The sequence below is a fragment of the Aeromonas sp. S12(2024) genome, from assembly GCF_041402305.1.
Lineage (GTDB): Bacteria > Pseudomonadota > Gammaproteobacteria > Enterobacterales > Aeromonadaceae > Aeromonas > Aeromonas veronii.
In genome coordinates, this window is sequence record NZ_JBGLRB010000001.1 from 203,556 (window position 1) to 222,236 (window position 18,681).

The 18,681-nt window shown below is 46.2% G+C and carries 15 protein-coding genes; all 15 read left to right on the forward strand.

What is annotated here, in order from left to right; all coding sequences use genetic code 11:
• The first annotated feature begins 12 nt into the window (after positions 1-12).
• Positions 13-618, forward strand: coding sequence for an adenylyl-sulfate kinase (gene cysC / locus ACB035_RS00950; RefSeq protein WP_279485860.1), 606 nt, complete (start codon positions 13-15; stop codon positions 616-618).
• The gene (locus ACB035_RS00955) at positions 615-1,424 is read left to right on the forward strand and encodes a glycosyltransferase family 2 protein (RefSeq protein ID WP_371166448.1); all 810 of its coding nucleotides are present in this window, start codon (positions 615-617) and stop codon (positions 1,422-1,424) included. Before cysC ends, ACB035_RS00955 begins: the two co-directional genes overlap by 4 nt.
• Complete coding sequence (locus tag ACB035_RS00960; RefSeq protein ID WP_371166449.1) at positions 1,424-2,380, forward strand: UDP-glucose 4-epimerase family protein; 957 nt, start codon at positions 1,424-1,426, stop codon at positions 2,378-2,380. The genes ACB035_RS00955 and ACB035_RS00960 overlap by 1 nt, the downstream gene beginning before the upstream one ends.
• Complete coding sequence (locus ACB035_RS00965) at positions 2,380-3,405, forward strand: glycosyltransferase family 4 protein (protein ID WP_371166450.1); 1,026 nt, start codon at positions 2,380-2,382, stop codon at positions 3,403-3,405. Before ACB035_RS00960 ends, ACB035_RS00965 begins: the two co-directional genes overlap by 1 nt.
• Positions 3,402-5,387, forward strand: coding sequence for a polysaccharide biosynthesis protein (locus tag ACB035_RS00970; RefSeq protein WP_371166451.1), 1,986 nt, complete (start codon positions 3,402-3,404; stop codon positions 5,385-5,387). The genes ACB035_RS00965 and ACB035_RS00970 overlap by 4 nt, the downstream gene beginning before the upstream one ends.
• A 770-nt stretch (positions 5,388-6,157) precedes the next feature.
• On the forward strand, positions 6,158-7,180 hold the full coding sequence (locus ACB035_RS00975) for an exopolysaccharide biosynthesis polyprenyl glycosylphosphotransferase (RefSeq protein ID WP_371166452.1): 1,023 nt from the start codon (positions 6,158-6,160) through the stop codon (positions 7,178-7,180).
• 28 nt (positions 7,181-7,208) lie between these two features.
• On the forward strand, positions 7,209-7,955 hold the full coding sequence (locus ACB035_RS00980; protein ID WP_371166453.1) for a glycosyltransferase family 2 protein: 747 nt from the start codon (positions 7,209-7,211) through the stop codon (positions 7,953-7,955).
• A 2-nt stretch (positions 7,956-7,957) separates the two neighbouring features.
• Positions 7,958-9,106 carry a hypothetical protein gene (locus ACB035_RS00985; protein WP_371166454.1) on the forward strand — a complete coding sequence of 383 codons (1,149 nt, stop codon included), beginning with the start codon at positions 7,958-7,960 and terminating at the stop codon, positions 9,104-9,106.
• Complete coding sequence (locus tag ACB035_RS00990) at positions 9,084-10,226, forward strand: glycosyltransferase family 4 protein (RefSeq protein WP_371166455.1); 1,143 nt, start codon at positions 9,084-9,086, stop codon at positions 10,224-10,226. Before ACB035_RS00985 ends, ACB035_RS00990 begins: the two co-directional genes overlap by 23 nt.
• Complete coding sequence (locus ACB035_RS00995; RefSeq protein WP_371166456.1) at positions 10,223-11,428, forward strand: glycosyltransferase; 1,206 nt, start codon at positions 10,223-10,225, stop codon at positions 11,426-11,428. The genes ACB035_RS00990 and ACB035_RS00995 overlap by 4 nt, the downstream gene beginning before the upstream one ends.
• An 11-nt stretch (positions 11,429-11,439) precedes the next feature.
• The gene (locus tag ACB035_RS01000; RefSeq protein ID WP_371166457.1) at positions 11,440-12,702 is read left to right on the forward strand and encodes an oligosaccharide flippase family protein; all 1,263 of its coding nucleotides are present in this window, start codon (positions 11,440-11,442) and stop codon (positions 12,700-12,702) included.
• Between the two features lie 208 nt (positions 12,703-12,910).
• Positions 12,911-14,077 (forward strand): nucleotide sugar dehydrogenase, encoded by a 1,167-nt coding sequence (locus ACB035_RS01005; protein ID WP_371166458.1) that lies wholly within the window; start codon positions 12,911-12,913, stop codon positions 14,075-14,077.
• A gap of 321 nt (positions 14,078-14,398) precedes the next feature.
• On the forward strand, positions 14,399-15,514 hold the full coding sequence (locus tag ACB035_RS01010; protein WP_323891071.1) for a polysaccharide export protein: 1,116 nt from the start codon (positions 14,399-14,401) through the stop codon (positions 15,512-15,514).
• Positions 15,515-15,749: 235 nt separating this feature from the next.
• Complete coding sequence (locus tag ACB035_RS01015; RefSeq protein ID WP_042018640.1) at positions 15,750-16,178, forward strand: protein-tyrosine-phosphatase; 429 nt, start codon at positions 15,750-15,752, stop codon at positions 16,176-16,178.
• A 62-nt stretch (positions 16,179-16,240) separates the two neighbouring features.
• Complete coding sequence (locus tag ACB035_RS01020; protein ID WP_371166459.1) at positions 16,241-18,415, forward strand: polysaccharide biosynthesis tyrosine autokinase; 2,175 nt, start codon at positions 16,241-16,243, stop codon at positions 18,413-18,415.
• Positions 18,416-18,681: the final 266 nt, after the last annotated feature.

Below are 18,681 nucleotides of genomic sequence, written 5' to 3' on the forward strand. Positions count from 1 at the left end.
GGCTAGTTTCTTATGAATGATCTGACATGGCATGATCATCAGGTATTGCCAGCACAACGAGCACAACAAAAGCATCAGTTACCCGCAGTGCTCTGGTTTACCGGATTAAGCGGTTCGGGAAAATCGACCATTGCCAATCTGGTTGATGAAAAACTCTATGCCATGGGGTATCACGGATTTGTGTTGGATGGGGATAATATTCGCCATGGTCTGAATGGAGATCTGGGATTCAGTGATGCTGAGCGGGTGGAAAATATCCGGCGTATTGCTGAAGTCGCTGTTCTCATGGCCGATGCCGGTCTGATTGTTTCAGCAGCGTTTATTTCTCCTTTTGCCAATGATCGGGCTTTAGTCAGAGAACGATTGGGTACCAGATTGATTGAAATTCATGTCAGCACCCCCCTTTCTGTATGTGAACAACGGGATCCCAAAGGGTTATATCGGAAAGCAAGAACAGGAAGCATCCTGCATTTTACCGGTATCGATTCACCTTATGAGGTTCCATTAAATCCGGATCTTGTATTAGATACTGGTGAACTTTCCGCAGAAGAGTGCGCCAGCAAGATCTTGGATTTTCTGAGCAATGGTGGATGGTTACTCAAGGATGGTAATAAGTGAGCTCGGTATTACTTTCGATAAGCCTTGTGACCTACAAGCCTGATAAGGTTTTATTAGCGTCAACGCTATCGGTGATGTCTAAGGCTGCTATTGATGCTGGTGTAAATGTGCGACTAACAATGGTAGATCATACGCCATCGGCACGGCTGAATATTGATCGACAATGGTTGGCTGGCATCTGGCATCATTCCTTTGAATTGATTCAGCATGGCGATAACCCAGGTTTTGGTTGTGGGCACAATCTGGCATTGCAAACAGAGACGTCTGACTATCATCTGATTCTTAATCCCGATTTGGGCATCGCAGCGGATGGTTTGGTGTGTGGATTGGAATTCATGGCACAAAATCCGGATTGTGGATTATTGACGCCTTTCGCTACATGGGAAGATGGTGAGGTACAGCGGCTTTGCAAACGCTATCCAACCGTATTTGATTTATTGCTGCGCGGTTTTGCGCCCGCGTTTGTGAAGAGGTTATTCCAGACGCGCTTGGCGAAATATGAGATGGCAGATCAGCTTAATAATCATGACGTGCTGTGGGACCCACCCATTGTCAGTGGTTGTTTTATGATGTTTCGCACAGATGTTCTACAGCAGCTCGGAGGGTTTGACCCTCGCTTCTTCCTCTATTTTGAAGATTTTGACATCAGTTTGCGGGCAGGAAAGATCAGCCGGATTGCTTATGTCCCTCAGGTGAAGGTCGTTCATCACGGTGGGCATGCATCCCGCAAAGGCTGGCGCCATATCTGGATGTTTGGGCGTTCCATGGTGACTTTCTTCAATATTCACGGTTGGCGTTGGTGGTAATGGCAGATATCAAAAGTACAGTCTTGGTGACAGGTGCCAACGGATTTGTAGGCAAGGCGGTCTGTGAACACTTGCTGGCGCTGGGGGCGAATGTGAAAGGTGCAGTACGCAGTAGCCCGCTCGCTTCGTACCAGGTTCAGGCTCCCTCTTTGACTGCGGATGCCAACTGGACAGCCCAATTGCAACAGGTGGATGTGGTTGTTCACTGTGCAGCCAGGGTGCATGTAATGTCGGATACCGCGACAGATCCCCTAGTCGCATTTCGAGCGGTGAATACAGAGGGCACCCTCGCTCTTGCCCGGCAGGCTGCTGAGGCAGGAGTAAAGCGCTTCATCTTTATCAGTTCGATCAAAGTGAATGGCGAGCAGACCGAGCCTGGCAAGCCATTTGATGAGAATGTGCAAAGTCCGCCAGAAGATCCCTATGGACGCTCGAAGTATGAGGCGGAACAGGGGCTGATGGCACTCGCGAAAGAGTGTGGTATGGCTGTAACCATCATTCGTCCTCCTCTTATTTACGGGGAAGGGGTGAAGGCTAACTTTGCCAGCATGATGACGTGGGTGCGCAAAGGGATCCCGCTCCCTTTTGCCCGCTTGACCAATGCGCGTAGCCTGTTGGCGTTACCTAATCTGTGTGACTTTATTGCCCATGCGATGGCGCACCCAGCTGCAGTGAATCAGGTCTTTTTAGTCGCAGATCCTGTCGCAGTGTCGACGTCTCAGTTGTTGGCGGCGATTGCAGAAGCAGAAGGGGTTCGCTGTCGGCTCTTTTATCTCCCACCAGGAGTAATAAGAGTGCTTGGACGCTGTTTGGGGATTGATGCCAAGCTACAACGGATTTATGGCTCTCTGGAAATGGATACCCGCAAGGCTCAGAGCCGATTACAATGGTCGGCACCCTATTCGCTCTCTCAGACCCTATCTCTGATGGCGTCGATCCATAGTGAGTCGTCTTGATGCTGGCATTTGTTTTGTTGTCGATATTTTGTCTTTTTCTTTCAATCACCATGACCGGCCTGCTCAGGCGCTACGCACAGACCCGCTTGCTTGACCAACCCAATCATCGCAGTTCGCATCAGGTGCCTACCCCGAGAGGCGGTGGCATGGCTATCGTGGCGACCTTTCTGCTGGCAGCCCCGTTGTTTGTCACCCTGATCCCACTTCCCTCCGGCATATCCCAGAGCAGCTTCGCATTGATATGGGCTGCGGCGCTGGGGATTGCCTTGGTTGGTTTTATCGATGACCACATCTCTCTCAAGCCCCGAACCCGCCTGATTGTGCAGAGCATGGCGGCAGCTTTGGTGGTCTCTGCGGTTAATGGTTTGCCAGCGCTGACCTTCTTTGGTTGGCAGCTCGATCTGGCCTGGTTTGGTTACCTGCTGGCCTGGCTGGGGGTGATCTGGTTTATCAACCTGTACAACTTTATGGATGGCATCGATGGCTTGGCGGCTGGCGAGGCCGTTGTCGTCTGTCTGTTCATGGCGTTATTTCACTATCTGGTTGGGGGGGAGTGGTCGTCTACCAGTTTGATCCTGCTACTGGGGATATCGGCGGCGGGCTTCTTGTGCTGGAATTTTCCGCCCGCCAGGATCTTTATGGGAGATGGTGGCAGCGGATTTCTTGGCTTGATGCTGGCTTCCCTGATGCTGCTGGATGCTGCATCTGCACCTCAATTCCTGTGGGCATGGCTCGTCATGCTCGGAGTCTTTGTGGTTGATGCGACTTGGACGTTGCTGAATCGCTTTCGTCTGAAATGTCGTCTGAGCGAGGCTCATCGTACTCATGGCTATCAATATCTGGCGAGGCGTTGGCAAAGTCATCGAAACGTGACCTTGGCTGTGCTTCTTATAAATAGCCTTTGGCTTGCTCCAATCGCTGTCATGATTGTATTGGGCCAGCTCGATGGTGTGAGCGGTCTGGTCATTGCCTACTTGCCGTTAGCTTTTCTTGCGTATCACCTGAATGCAGGAGTACCAGAATGAGAAATGAGCTTTTACCCGGTGGGAGCTGGCTACTGACTTGCCTGGGCTCCCTGTCACGAGCCAGCAAGCGTGCCATCTCTGTCACCGTTGATATGATCCTGATCACCATGACCTATTGGGGGGCGTACTGGATCCGGCTTGAACATAATTGGCCAATCGATAGCCCGCATCACTGGGCACTGCTTGGCGCTGTTATCATTGTCAGCATCGGTCTGTTTGTAAGGCTGGGGCTTTATCGCGCAGTGCTCCGATATGTCAGCTTTCGGGTGCTATGGACAATCTTGCTAGGGGCATTTCTTTCAACCTGTTTCTTTGTTCTCTCTGCGTTTTACTTCGATATCTTTCTGCCGAGAACGGTCTCGGTTATCTATCTCTCCTTTTTGGTGTTACTGGTTGGTGGTGTGCGGCTGTTTTTCCGGGCGCTCCTTAATACCACCCGTTTGGCTCGTACCCAGGTATTGATCTATGGCGCGGGCTCTTCGGGCCGACAGCTGCAAATGGCCTTGTTGCAAGGCAATGAGTTTTATCCCGTTGCCTTTATTGATGACGATCCCGCCAAACAGGGATGCGTGATCCAGGGCTGTACCGTCTATCACAGTGCTCAGTTGCCAGCCTTGATTGGCCACCATGGGGTGCAGAAGATCTTGCTGGCCATGCCGAGCAGCACCCGGGCTCGCCGTCAGGAGGTGATTAATGCACTTGAGCCCCTCTCTTGCGAAGTGCTCTCTATCCCGGGGATGGCCGATCTAGTCAATGGCTCTGCCCGCATAGACCAGCTCAATGAGGTCTCCATCGACGATCTATTGGGCAGAGATCCGGTAGAGCCTGTGGCCACCTTGATGGAAGCCAATATCACAGGCAAAGCGGTCATGGTGACAGGTGCCGGTGGCTCTATTGGTTCTGAGCTCTGTCGCCAAATCTTGCGGTGCCGTCCATCCACTCTGGTACTGTTCGAACTATCCGAGTACGCCCTCTATGTCCTGCACAAGAACCTGCGGGAGCAGTGTCAGCGTGAAGAAATCGAAACGGATCTGGTGCCGTTACTGGGGTCAGTGCAGCGCCAGCATCGTCTCAAGACGGTGATGCAGAGCTTCAGGATCCAGACCGTCTACCATACGGCTGCTTACAAACATGTCCCGCTGGTTGAGTTCAACATCATTGAAGGGGTACGTAACAACGTATTCGGCACTCTTTATGCGGCACAGGCGGCCATTGAGGCAGGGGTGGAAACATTCGTGCTGATCTCTACCGATAAAGCCGTGCGGCCAACCAACACCATGGGGGCCAGCAAGCGTCTAGCCGAGTTGATCTTGCAAGCTTTGACCCGCGAGAAGCACAGCACCCGTTTTTGTATGGTGCGTTTTGGCAATGTTCTTGGATCTTCCGGCTCAGTGGTGCCGTTATTCAGGCAGCAGATCGATAAGGGGGGGCCTATCACCCTGACTCACCCCGATATCATCCGTTACTTCATGACGATACCTGAGGCTGCCCAGCTGGTGATCCAGGCAGGTGCCATGGGGGAGGGGGGCGATGTCTTTGTGCTCGATATGGGTCAACCGGTACGGATCATGGAGCTGGCCAAGCGCATGATACGCCTCAGCGGCCTGACACTGCGTGATGAGCAGCGACCGGATGGTGATATTGCCATCGAAGTGACGGGTTTGCGGCCGGGTGAAAAGCTCTACGAAGAGTTACTGATTGGTGATGATGCCAGAGGAACCGAGCATCCCCGGATCATGGTGGCACAAGAGAGCTGGCTGCCCTGGTCGCGACTGCGCCCCTTGCTGGCCTCGCTGGATGATGCTTGTCACCGTTTTGATCAACAGCAAGTTCGCGAGATCCTGATGCATGCTCCTGCTGCATTCGAACCTACAGATGGTATTTGTGATCTGGTGTGGCTGGCCAAACAGCAGCTACCACCAAGTGATAATGTTGTTAAATTGCCCTCACATAACATAGATTTTTTGCTTGCCAATCACTGAGTTTTTATATAGGCGCCCATTATTGGGCGCTTTTTTTTTGCGTCCCCATCAATTTGTTTGTTTTTTAATCGATCGAGCCAGTCGTGGACTAGATTGGCTACTCATTTCGATGAACCATAGGTACAATCCCCCCCGCTATTTCGGAATTATCCTACATTTTGGCGTGAAATATTGGTGCACAGTGTAGGGATTATGGCGAATAGCTGGCGTGGCGACTGGTTTTGTCGCCCCTCTCGCCAGAGGCTGATGATTGTAAATCACAACGCCATTTACTAACTCTTTTAACAATATAAAAAAGACTGCATGCACACTGGGAGCTGTAACTCAGGGGCGGTAGCCATTATTTTTTTTATAGATTGGATTGTTTTTTAGTCCGTTACTGACTTCTTTGTAGTCAATTCGGCGCTTTAGCGATAGCGATGATATCGATACAAGAGGGACCGTCAGTAGTCCCCAGATACATGGCACGGGATAGAGAGTGTGACAACGCCGGAGTGTGATCATTCGGGTGTTTGTCACTGGTTGGCAATCGATTGTAATTGAAATGTTTTTACTGCCGGACTCGTCAACTCGATGAGTTTGCCGAGCTCCTCCTGTCCAGCCCTTCGCTTTCAAATAAAAATCAATCTCTTTTCTTTGTTCGTTTCTCGCCGTGGCTCGTTTCGACAAGCTGCCGGAGGGAAACACAAAATCTACGTGACGTGGCAGTCGAATGCCGATGAGACAAACCTCGATGGTTGTTTCTCTGGGTATAGACATGAAGAGAGCTTATGGGAATGCATAATAAAATAGACAGTAGTGCAGCCTTCGGGATTGCTGCGAATGAACAGTTGACGGCCGAGAGCCATTCACTGGATATTGGTAATCTGGTGTATGAGCTTAAGCGGGTTCACATGAAAAGTGATGAGCTTTATGTTTACTGCAGTGACAATGACAAAAAGCTTATCGAGCGAGTGCTTGCTGATTACCCCTTCACATTGAACTTCAATGTGACAGACCTCTCGGCCCTGAAAGGTAAAACCCTTGTGCATTACAAGAGTGGTGACCTTCCCGATGAACTGGCAGCAATGCTGGTGTTGGCCACCAAATATGGCGCCTACGTTGAACCGCTGGTCAGTTATCTGGATCGTCGTTTCGGCCGCACTGAAGTGGAGTTGCTGCACAGCGGCTACTTCCTGCACATGAAATCTTTCTCCATCCTCTCCCGTCCATCCAATCGCATTGTCAAGCGTGCGCTGGATCTGGTCTCTGCCATTGCGCTCAGTCTGGTTGCCATTCCCATTGGCTTGCTTGCTGCACTTGCTATCAAACTGGAATCACCTGGTCCCATCTTTTATCGTCAAGCCCGGGTTGGTCTGTTCAACCAGGAATTCGACGTAATCAAATTCCGCTCTATGCGAAACGATGCCGAAAAAAATGGTGCTCAATGGGCAAGCAAGAACGACGCCCGAGTCACTCGTGTTGGCCGTTTCATTCGCAAGACCCGTATTGATGAACTACCGCAACTGATCAACGTCTTTAAAGGGGAAATGTCTCTGGTTGGCCCAAGACCCGAGCGGGAAGTGTTTATCAAAGAGCTGGAAGCCGTTATCCCGTACTATCGCTTCCGTCATGCGGTCAAGCCCGGCATTACCGGCCTGGCCCAGGTCAAATACCCTTACGGCGCATCTATTGAAGATGCCGTTTGGAAGCATAAATACGATATCTTCTATATCAAGCATCAAAGCCTGATGTTGGATATCAAGATCCTGCTGCTGACAGTCAAGACGGTGCTGTTTGGGATGGGACAGTAAATTTCATTTAATGTTTGAGGTTTTTCTAGTGAATGAGTTAGTTTCAATAATAATGCCTGCATATAATGCATCTGCAACTATAAAAGAAAGTATAAACTCTGTTATTAGGCAGACTCATGATAATTTTGAGCTTTTGATTGTAGATGACTGCTCTTCAGATGACACTATTGCAATCATATCCGGTTTCGCTGCGACCGATTCAAGAATAAAGCTTATTGTTAATAATGTGAATCTTGGTGTGGCTAAAAGTAGAAATAAAGCTATTGATTGTGCTACTGGAGAGTATATTGCTTTTTTAGATAGTGATGATTTGTGGTGTGAAAATAAACTGAAATTTCAATTGAACGAAATGAAACGTCATCATGCAGAAATCTCATGTTCGTCTTACTATGTTTTTTCTGATAAAAAAGAAAATGTGATCGGTGTTCGAAAAGTTAAGAAAAAAATAGGGTATAAGGACTTACTCAAGTCCAATTCAGTTGGATGCCTAACCGTGATATATAATGTAAAAAAATTGGGGAAATTGAAATTTAAGTCTGTTGGACATGAAGACTATCTAGCATGGCTTGATATAACAAAATTAGGCAGTTTTTTCCTCGGTGTTAAAGAGCCTCTATCTTATTATAGGGTTTCACAAAAAAGTTTATCATCAAACAAAGTAAAAATGATGGGTTATCAATGGAGGATATATAGAGAGCATCAAAAAATACCAGCTATGAACTCAATTTATTATTTTTCTAATTATGTTATTAGAGGAATTCTGAAAAGAGTTTAAATATGAAAATAGAACTTGCATTAAAATTGATAATTATTTTAATGACATTGAAAATAGCAAGTCCACTTGGTGTTTTTTTTGTTACATTCTCTCTGCCCATTGCCATATCTTTGTTTGTTTTATTCTTTTCGCAAGGTAAGTTCTTAGCCCATAGAATTGTCATTTCTGGTGTGTTTCCTGTAGTGTTGTTGCTTTTATCTTGGCTGTTGCTGTTCACTAATGGAAAATACTCTATAGAGCTGTATGCACACTATTTCTATGTTACATCTGTAATATCTATATTTATATTATCATGTCTAATTAACTCTCTGAATGATTATTTTTATAGTTCAAAGTTTTGGTTAGGCTTGACAAAAAATCTAATTGTTTTTCATTGTGGTATTCTAATTGCTCAGCTTGTTCTTTATCATTCTATAGGGGTGAAGATTGATTTTGGAGAGTTGACTGGGGGCAATGAAATTCGTGCGATGTATTCCTTTAATGGTGTAGATGTTTTCCGAGCTAGTGGGATATTTGAAGAACCATCAATATTTTCAGCCTACATGTTTTCATTCATTGTTATTCGATATTTATTCAATGGGAACGGTATAGATAGATATATCTTGCTGGGGACGACATGCATGTTGATGACTTGGTCAGCCATGGCAATTATTTTGGTCTCCTTGTTTTATGTTGTTTCATCAATTAGATTCAATATTGTCAGTGTATTAATTACATCTGTCATGTTAATTGTTATCGGGTATTTTTCATCAGATTTTATTTTGTTGAGATATGAAAATACCATGTCAGGACTAGATCCTAGTAATTTAACAAAGATGACAGTTATAACTGAGTTTATAAATAATAGAGATCTCTTTTTATATGGTTATGGTTTGATTAGAAAGAATATGTTTTATGGTTTAGATGGCCTTGGAGATACAACCGTTTATTCAAGCCTTATAACCATATTTGGTTTTTTTATTGGTGGGCTCCTAACTCTTATTTTGTTAATGGGGCTTTTGTTATCCAAACTTTCAGTCAAAGAAAAAATTCTACTGGCAGCAGTATTTATAAAATTTGCTTGGCCTGGTTATGTATTTTTCTGGTTCTTGTTTTCTTACTCAGTTAATATGGCTTGGTATTCAAAAAATGAAAAAAATTCTGATCTGTAATATAAGCTATCTACCTGAAGTTGGTGGTGTTGAGAACTCAATCAGGCATTTAAAGGATGAGTATGAGAATCTCGGCTATTCTGTCAGTCTATTAGTTGGAACTAAAGAGACGCCTTCCTTTGAGGGCGAGCATAAAGGTGTAATAAAATTCAAGAGAAATAGGTTTAGTGGAGGACTCTTAGGTAAACTAAATTTTATCTTTATGCTGCTAGATTTATTCCGTAAATTACTTATATTACGGGGCGAAAGTTTTGAATTATGCATATCAAGGAATCAATTTTTAACTATTGTTGTAAAGAGTGTTCTTTCATGTCCTGTGGTATATGTGGTGCCCGGATTTGCTTATTTTCAACAATCAAAAAGTAATTTGCATGGTGATATTCTAGGCCAGGCTAAAAGGATGATACATCACCTGTGTGATAAATTGGCCTTACAGTTGGCGGACAATGTATGCGTTTTTAGTCAAAATATGACCATGCAGGCTCTTCATGTAAATAAAGCTGTTGGAAATAAGATGACACTAACACGCCCAGGTGTCGATATTTTACGTTTTCTGCCTAGAGATAATAATGGGCAATTAAGGAGCGAGTTTATTGATAATTGCGGCCTGCCCCAAAATAGCATATTGATACTCTGTCTTGGTAGATTGGTAAAGGCAAAAGGATTTGACATTGTAATTGAGGCCTTGCAGCATCTCCCAGATGAATATAAATGTATCATTGTTGGTGATGGTCCAGAGAGAGTTAGCTTGGAGGAGCAAGCTAAGTCTATTGGTATTGATAATAGAGTTGTATTTTTGGGGAAAGTATCCACGCCTGAAAAAATATACCCACTGTGTGATGTTTTTGCTATGTCATCAAGATATGAGCCATTTGGGCAGACAATATTGGAAGCCATGTCTTGTGATTTACCTATCGTTGCCTTCGAGGGGGTGGGAATTACTACAGCTACACATGAAATATGCTCTAAATACGCAGCCTATTGTAATCCCGAAGCTAAAAGCTTGGCTGATATAATTATCTCTACGCTACATAACTATAAGCGTGGATGTAATAGAGAATTCGTTTCTGAAAAATATTCTTGGCATCAATTAGCAACGCACGTGGTTTCTCTAAAATGAAAAAAGTACTTTTTTTTGTCGGTGAATTCCCCTCATTATCTGAAACATTTGTTTTAAACCAAATAGTATCAATGATAAAGTGGGGTTATGACGTAAGAGTCTTGTCGATCAGAAGAAATCATGAGGTCATGCTACATGATGAGAACGATGCTCAAGATATTCTTGGTAAGTCAGATTATCTTTTTAGTAAAGATGAGTGGGCATGTAAATATAAAATATTCCTGCAATCAGCTATAAATTCATTCACAAAACCGCAGCGTTTCAAAATTTTAGCTGATGATGGACTTTTGGCATTTTGCGCGGTAAATGCATTTTATGCAGCTGACTCCGAAATTAGAGGTTTTCAGCCTGATGTTATCATCTCACACTTCGGGCCAACCGGAGTCATTGCGCAGGCAATAATCGAATCTGATAGTATATTTGATAATGTTAAGCATATGGTTTTTTTTCATGGGTATGAAATGTCAGAACATAAGACATTTCGTCGTTATCTTCCTTCTTATAGAAAAATGGCCAAATCAAAAACTCTTTTTTTACCAATAAGTAATTATTGGGATAAAAAGTTGAAATCTAGTATATCTAGTATTAATTCTCATATTGTGCGTATGGGGGTAGATGTCAACTTGTTTGCATTTAACAATGTTCCTCATACATTTAAAAAGAAAATAAAATTATTTAGTGCATGTCGTTTTGTTGAAAAAAAAGGTATTGAGTATGCAATTAGAGCATGTGCATCGCTTAATCTTGATTACTCCTATGATATTGCGGGTAACGGTCCTTTGAGTGATGATTTATCCAATTTAATCATTTCACTTGGTGTTCAGGATAAAGTTAGACTTATTGGGCCATTAAAGAGCCATGAGGTCGCAGAAAAAATATCGATGTCAGATATATATATATTGCCGAGCGTAACAGCTAGTAATGGGGATATGGAGGGGATTCCTGTTGCATTAATGGAGGCTATGTCGTCAGGAGTTTTGTGTTTATCTACATATCATAGTGGAATTCCTGAGTTAATCAAAGATGGTGTGTCTGGTTTTCTTGTACCAGAGAAAGATGCGCATGCTCTGAGTGAAAAAATCATATACATATCAAAATTGAGTGAAGGTGAATTATCAGCAATAAGAAATGCTGCGCGACGTCATGTAGAGGAGTCATTCAATGTTGAGAGAGAGCTGAAAAAATTATGTTCTCTTTTTTAAAAAGCTCGAGAATGGCATCTGCTGGTTTCATTCAAATCGTTACTTTTATTATAGCAGGTTTGTGTCAGTTAATCGTTACACTGTTATTAGCAAAATACTACGATAAGGATTCTCTTGGTATAATAAGTATAATAAGTATCATTAATTTATTTGGGTTTAGTTTAGCGGAGGCCGGTGTATGTAATTACGTGATATATAAAGGGGATATAGAAAAAAGATGTTTTTTTACAATCCAGTGGACGATTTTATTTTTATCATCACTGATGTCTTTATGTTCTCTTTTGATATATGCTTTTGAGTATTCAGAAGTCATATGTAATTCTGTTGCTGCGGCTTCACTGTGTTTTCCATTGCTCTCATTAGGGGTGGTACAGTATTCAAAGCTGATATGTGATTATCGATTCAAAGACATTCTATATATAGAGGTTTTTTTTAGAGTGTCATTGGTCGCTTTTGTTTATTTCTTCTTGTTTTATGATGTTTTTCATAATGCAATATATGGTTATGTATGTTCTCTAATTTTATCTTACATCGTTAGATTATTAGCAATTCATGTGAGAACTAAAAATTATACTTTTGTTTCTTATAAAAGTGACTTTGATCGTAGTGTTTTTTCTTCTTTCATGAGCTTCTACATGAGTCAAATAGGAAGCAATGCTATTAATGCAGTAGGAAATAAGTTGGATGAGGTTATAATATTGTCTAGTCTTGGTCTATCAAATTTAGGCCAATATTTTATTGTCAAGCAATTTGTGATGCAGATATTTTCTGCACTTTATCAGGTTAAACGAAGATTGTTAATGCCTTTGTGGTCTAATAAAGGTACTTTTAATGTAGATAAGGTCTTATATCTATCATTCCTCATCGTTTGTTTAACCACATTAACGTTATATGTTACCAGCAATCTAGTCAGTGTTGATTTTATAGCTGCATCTTTAAATTCAAATTTAATAATGGTTTTTGGCGTTATATCTATGATTGCATTGAGATATATGTCTGGAAATTTGCAGTGTGCGTATTTTCAGGTCAAGGGAAAACCATATGTTGAACTATATTGGAATGTTATTCAAACATCTTTTATATCATTCTTTATTGCATTGGCTGTGATGTTTTTTCATATATCCACTGTAGAACAATTTGTTAAAGTTATTTGTTTCTTGTACTTTTTGGTCTCTATCGTTGGTTATATATATTTCTCATGGCATGGTATAAAGATGAAATTTGTTTTTTGTTTTTTGTTTTTTGCTTTTGAGTTTGCATTTGTAATGTTTTAAAGTATGTGGTCTATAAATTATTTATTTTCTAAATGACACTGTTAATATAAATTTTTAGTGTGAAAGTAAAAAGTATTTGCTTGTTGTTTACTGCCAATTTATGTCTGCTATAAACAATAGTTTTCAAACTTAAATTGTATGCTATATGTAGGATGAAAATTTTTAGGGTTGACTTTTATTTAATGCATAGATAAAAACGAGGTTAGATGTGAAAGTTGCTATTGCCGGCACGGGATATGTCGGTTTATCAAATGCTGTTTTACTTGCGCAACACCATGAAGTGGTGGCAGTCGATGTGATTGCCAGCAAGGTTGAGCTGATCAATCAGCGCCGCTCCCCCATCGTCGATACAGAGATTGAAAGCTATCTGGCCAGCCGTGATCTGCATCTGCGAGCCACCCTTAATAAAGAAGAGGCTTATCAAGGGGCAGACTTCGTTATCATCGCAACGCCAACTGATTATGATCCCGAAACCAACTACTTCAATACCAGCACGGTGGAGTCTGTGGTGAAGGATGTGATGGCTATTAATCCCGATGCGGTGATGGTGATCAAATCCACCATTCCGGTCGGCTTTACTGCTCGGCTGCGTGAAGAGTTGGAATGTGACAATCTTATTTTCTCGCCGGAGTTTTTGCGTGAAGGGCGTGCCCTTTACGACAACCTGCATCCGTCTCGCATTGTTGTGGGTGAGCGTTCCGAGCGGGCTCACGTGTTCGCCAATTTGCTATTGGAAGGGGCGATCAAGAAAGATGTGCCTGTGTTGTTTACCGACAGCACAGAAGCCGAGGCGATCAAGCTGTTTGCCAATACCTATCTGGCCATGCGGGTTGCCTTTTTTAATGAGCTCGATACCTATGCCCAGCTGCATGGTCTCGATAGTCGCCAGGTTATAGATGGTATCGGTCTCGATCCCCGTATTGGTAGCCACTACAATAACCCGTCATTTGGCTATGGTGGTTACTGCTTGCCGAAAGATACCAAGCAGCTGCTGGCCAACTACAACAAGGTACCGAATAACCTGATCCGGGCGATTGTTGATTCCAATACCACGCGTAAGGATTTTGTTGCCGACTCGGTGATCCGCAAGAATCCAAAACGAGTGGGTGTCTATCGACTGGTGATGAAGGCGGGGTCTGATAACTTCCGTGCTTCTGCCATTCAAGGGGTCATGAAGCGGATCAAGGCGAAAGGGATTGAAGTGGTTATTTATGAGCCCACCTTGAACGAGCCCGAGTTTTTCCGCTCCAAAGTCATGACCGATCTGGCGCAATTCAAAGAGAGTTGTGATGTGATATTGGCCAACCGTATGGTTGAAGAGCTGAGCGATGTAACAGACAAGGTATATACCCGCGATCTGTTTGGTAGTGACTAATATGCCGACAGCGGTTCCCTCAAGCTGGGGGAATCGCATTTTATTGTAAAAAAGTCGTTAAATATTACGTTGGTGCGATTCAATCACATATCTGATTCAATCTGTTGGGAAATCAGGGCTGATTTTAATATCAGCACCAAAGATGGTGTGCTTGAAGATGGGTATATATCCATTGAATTGTCAGTGTTCTGCTCATATTGAGCGGTTCCATTGTTGCTGTGATTTTATCCGTAAATTTATCTCAGAATTCTCCGTGTTTTCCGCTATCATACGGCGATTTTTCCGTTCAGTTCTTGATGGCAAGCTTAATAAGGTGTGGTAGTGAAAAGGATTCAGCTCATTCCTCTGTTGTCGGCCGTGGCCCTGCTCAGTGCGTGCACTGTGGTGCCCGGTACCAATCTTTCCACCAGTGGCAAAACCGAGGTGGCTACAGGTTCCGTTGATGTTGATCAGCTGGCAGATGTCTATCCGGTTACCCCCGCGTTGATCAGCCAGCTGCGCAAGGCGCCGGTGGTGGGCAAGGCCAACCCCGAGCTCAATAGCGAGATCAGCCGTTACGAGTACCGGATTGGTGTGGGTGACATCCTCAATGTCACTGTATGGGATCACCCCGAGTTGACCATTCCGGCCGGTTCTTACCGCAGTGCCAGCGAAGCGGGCAACTGGGTCCATGCCGATGGCACCATCTTCTACCCCTATATCGGCAAGGTGGCCGTAGTGGGGAAAACTGTGGCGGAGATCCGTACCGATATCGCCAAGCGCTTGGCCCAGTTTATCGAGAGCCCGCAGGTGGATGTGAGCATTGCGGCTTTCCGCTCCCAGAAGGTTTATATCTCCGGCGAGGTGACCAAGCCGGGCGCCCAGCCCATCACCAATGTGCCGATGACCCTGCTCGATGCCTTCAATCTGGCTGGCGGGTTGACCCCGACTGCAGATTGGCACCATGTGGTGTTGACCCGCCAGGGCAAGGAGTTCCCGCTCTCCATGCAGGATCTGCTGCAGTATGGGGATCTCTCTCACAATCAGCTGATGCGTGACGGCGACATGCTCTATGTGCCGCGCAACGATGCCCAGAAAGTTTTTGTGATGGGTGAAGTCAACAAGGCATCGACCCTGACCATTGGTCGTGAGGGGATGAGCCTGACAGAAGCACTGAGCAGTGCCGAAGGCCTTAACCAGAATGCCGCCAATGCGACCGGCATCTTTGTATTGCGCCCCGCCGCCAAAGCCCAAGAGAAAGCCGCCATTTATCAGCTCGACCTGAGTGATGCCACCGCGCTGGTGATGGGGACCGAGTTTGCGTTGCAACCTTATGACGTGGTTTATGTCACCACGGCGCCGGTGACACGCTGGAATCGCGTGTTGAGTCAGCTGGTGCCCTCCATCAACGGCTTTAACGAGCTGACCGAAGGCATGCTGCGGGTTCGCAACTGGTAAGGCAGTGATGTTGCTTAACCTCTCCCGCTGGATTGACGTGTAGCCGTACTCCCTCAGGGGGACGGCATTGAGGGGGGCTGATGCCTCCCTTATCTCCGGTTGTTTGTTGCTTTGATACGGTGACAAACGGGGAGGATAGGGCAGAGGGCTATGCCCTCTACCCGCCTACCTTCAGGAAGATGCACGTAGTGAGGGGCGGTGGCTGCAGATTTTATTTTTTAAGAGCGACAGCGATATGTTTGAAAAAATTCTTGTGGTGTGTGTGGGCAATATTTGCCGCTCCCCAACCGGTGAACGACTGCTTCGCGAGCGTTTGCCCGGCCGTCAGGTCAGTTCTGCCGGGGTCAGTGCCCTGGTTGACAAACCGGCCGACAAGGTCGCGAGCGAGGTGGCACAGCAGCATGGGCTTTCCCTTGAGGGACACTCGGCGCGCCAACTGACCCGCGAGCTCTGTCAGGATGCCGATCTGATCCTGGTGATGGAGAAAGGGCATATCTCTGCCGTCACGGCTATCGACCCGGGGGCTCGTGGCAAAACCATGCTGTTTGGCCACTGGCAGGGGGAGAGTGAAGTGCCCGATCCTTATCGTCTGAGTCGGGAAGCTTACGAACATGTTTACCAGCTGTTGGTGCGTAGCGCCGATGGGTGGGCGAAAAAACTGTAACGACATCCGCAGCGTCTGGTGGTGTTTGGGTTGTATCTGACTATAAAAATGGATTGTGTTTAATGACGACTTCTTCTGTTTCGTCCCGGCAGAGCAGTGCCGCGGTGGAGAATGACGAGATCGATCTGGGGCGCCTGCTGGGTTACCTGATCGATGGCCGTTGGTGGATTGTGACGATCACCGCTCTGTTTATGGTTCTTGGCGTTGCATACGCTCTGTTGGCCACCCCAGTCTTCAAGGCAAACGCCTTGCTGCAGGTGGAGAAAAAAGCCAGTGGTGCTGCGCTGCTCGGGGATATGGCTGATGTATTGGGCGGTGAACAGCCTGATGCGGCCGCCGAGATTGAGCTGCTGACTTCTCGTATGGTGCTTGGCCGTACGGTACAAGAGCTTCACCTCGATACCGTAGTGACTCCTAATTTCTTCCCGCTGATTGGCCGTGGTCTGTCACGGCTGATGGGGCATCCCTATCCCAAGATGGCGGTAAGCCGTTTTGAAGTTGCTCCTGAACTGTTGGATGTACCGATCACATTGACCCTGGGTGAAGACAAGCACTTTACCCTTGAGGTTGAGGGGCGGGTGCTGGAAGGTCAGGTAGGCAAGCTGCTTGAAAAAGAGGATGTCACCCTGCTGTTGTCTGATGTGGCAGCCGATGAGGGGCAGGTATTCACGCTGGTCAAACAACCGGTACTGGATGTGATTGCCGAGTTGCAGCGTGATCTTCAGGTCAGTGAAAAGGGCAAAAATACCGGGATCATCTCGCTGGCGCTGGAAGGGGATGACAAGGGCCGCATTCGTGCAGTGCTCGACAATATCAGCCAGAACTATCTGCAGCAGAATGTGGTACGCAAGACCGAAGAGGCCCAGAAGAGCCTAGATTTCTTGCAGACGCATCTGCCTCAGGTCAAAGAGGAGCTGAATCGTTCTGAAGAGCAGTTGAATGTTTATCGCCAGCAGAATGAGTCGGTCGATCTGTCGCTGGAAGCGAAAGCCGCACTGGATACCATGGTGGGCCTCGAGAAGCAGCTCAACGAGTTGACCTTCCGGGAAGCGGAGTTGCAGCAACTCTATACCCGCCAGCACCCGGCTTACATCGCCCTGATGGAAAAGCGCCAGACCTTGATGAATACCAAAAATGCGATCAACAAGTCGATCAAGCGTCTGCCAAAAACCCAGCAGGAGATTTTGCGTCTGACCCGTGACGTACAGGTTGGTCAGGAGATCTTCGTCCAGCTGCTCAACAAGCAGCAGGAGCTCAATATCATGAAGGCGGGCACCATCGGCAATGTGCGGATCATCGATGATGCCGCTGTTGAAACCCGTGCCGTCAAGCCTAAGAAACCGCTGATCGTGGTACTGGCGACACTGCTGGGTGGCATGCTGTCGGTGGGGTTGATCCTGGTGCGCGCTGCCTTCCACCGTGGTGTGGAAAGCCCGGAACAGTTGGAAGAGATGGGGCTGTCTGTCTATGCCACCATCCCCTATTCCGCTGAGCAGGCCACCATCGAGCAGCAGCAGAAAAAGCGGCGGCAGGCAATGCCTCTCAACGAAGCCTTGCTGGCTGCGCGAAATCCGGCCGATTTAGCGATGGAGTCACTGCGTAGTCTGCGAACCAGTCTTCACTTCGCCATGATGGAAGCCAAAAACAACATTGTGATGATCTCGGGCCCCGGCCCGGGGCTTGGCAAAACCTTCGTGTCGACCAACTTCGCTGCCACGTTGGCTCTGGGCGGCAAGAAGGTGCTGGTTATCGATGCCGACTTGCGCAAAGGCTATATGCAGAAGGTCATGGGGCAGGAGATGGGCGCCGGTCTGAGTGCCTATCTGGCGGGTCAGACAGAGCTGACACACGTTGTGAGTCAGACCGGGTTTGATGGCCTTGATTTTGTCTGTCGTGGGGCTGTGCCACCCAACCCTTCCGAGCTGTTGATGCACCCTCGTTTCAAAGCGCTGCTGGATTGGGCGAGCGAGCACTACGATTTTGTCATCGTTGACTCCCCTCCCATCTTGGCGGTCACTGATGCGGCCATCGTTGGTCAGCATGTGGGCGCATCCTTGCTGGTTGCCCGCTTCGCCAAGACTGCGGTCAAAGAGGTGGAGGTGGCCATTCGCCGCTTCGAGCAAAACGGGGTCGCTATCAAGGGGGTCTTGCTCAACGCGGTCGAGAAGAAGGCAAGCAGTTATTACGGTAACTACGGATATTATCAATATAGTTATGGCAGCAAGGAAAAAGCCTGACATTCTGTTTGGATAACCGCAATAGGTGAATGCAGGGTGCGTCTTCATGGCGCACCTTTTTTATGACCCCCATAAAATAGTTTTCGAATGCAACCTGTATTTCAGTGCAATAATAGCGTCCCGATGGTATGCTATATTTGCAATTATCTATGTTTACAATGAGTTACTTAACTTTTTGTGAACATGGCAATGCGCTGGTAAAGAGATATATGGTAATAGCATTGTTGTCATGCCATATTTTCTCCGAGCCACAAGTAGACAATAAA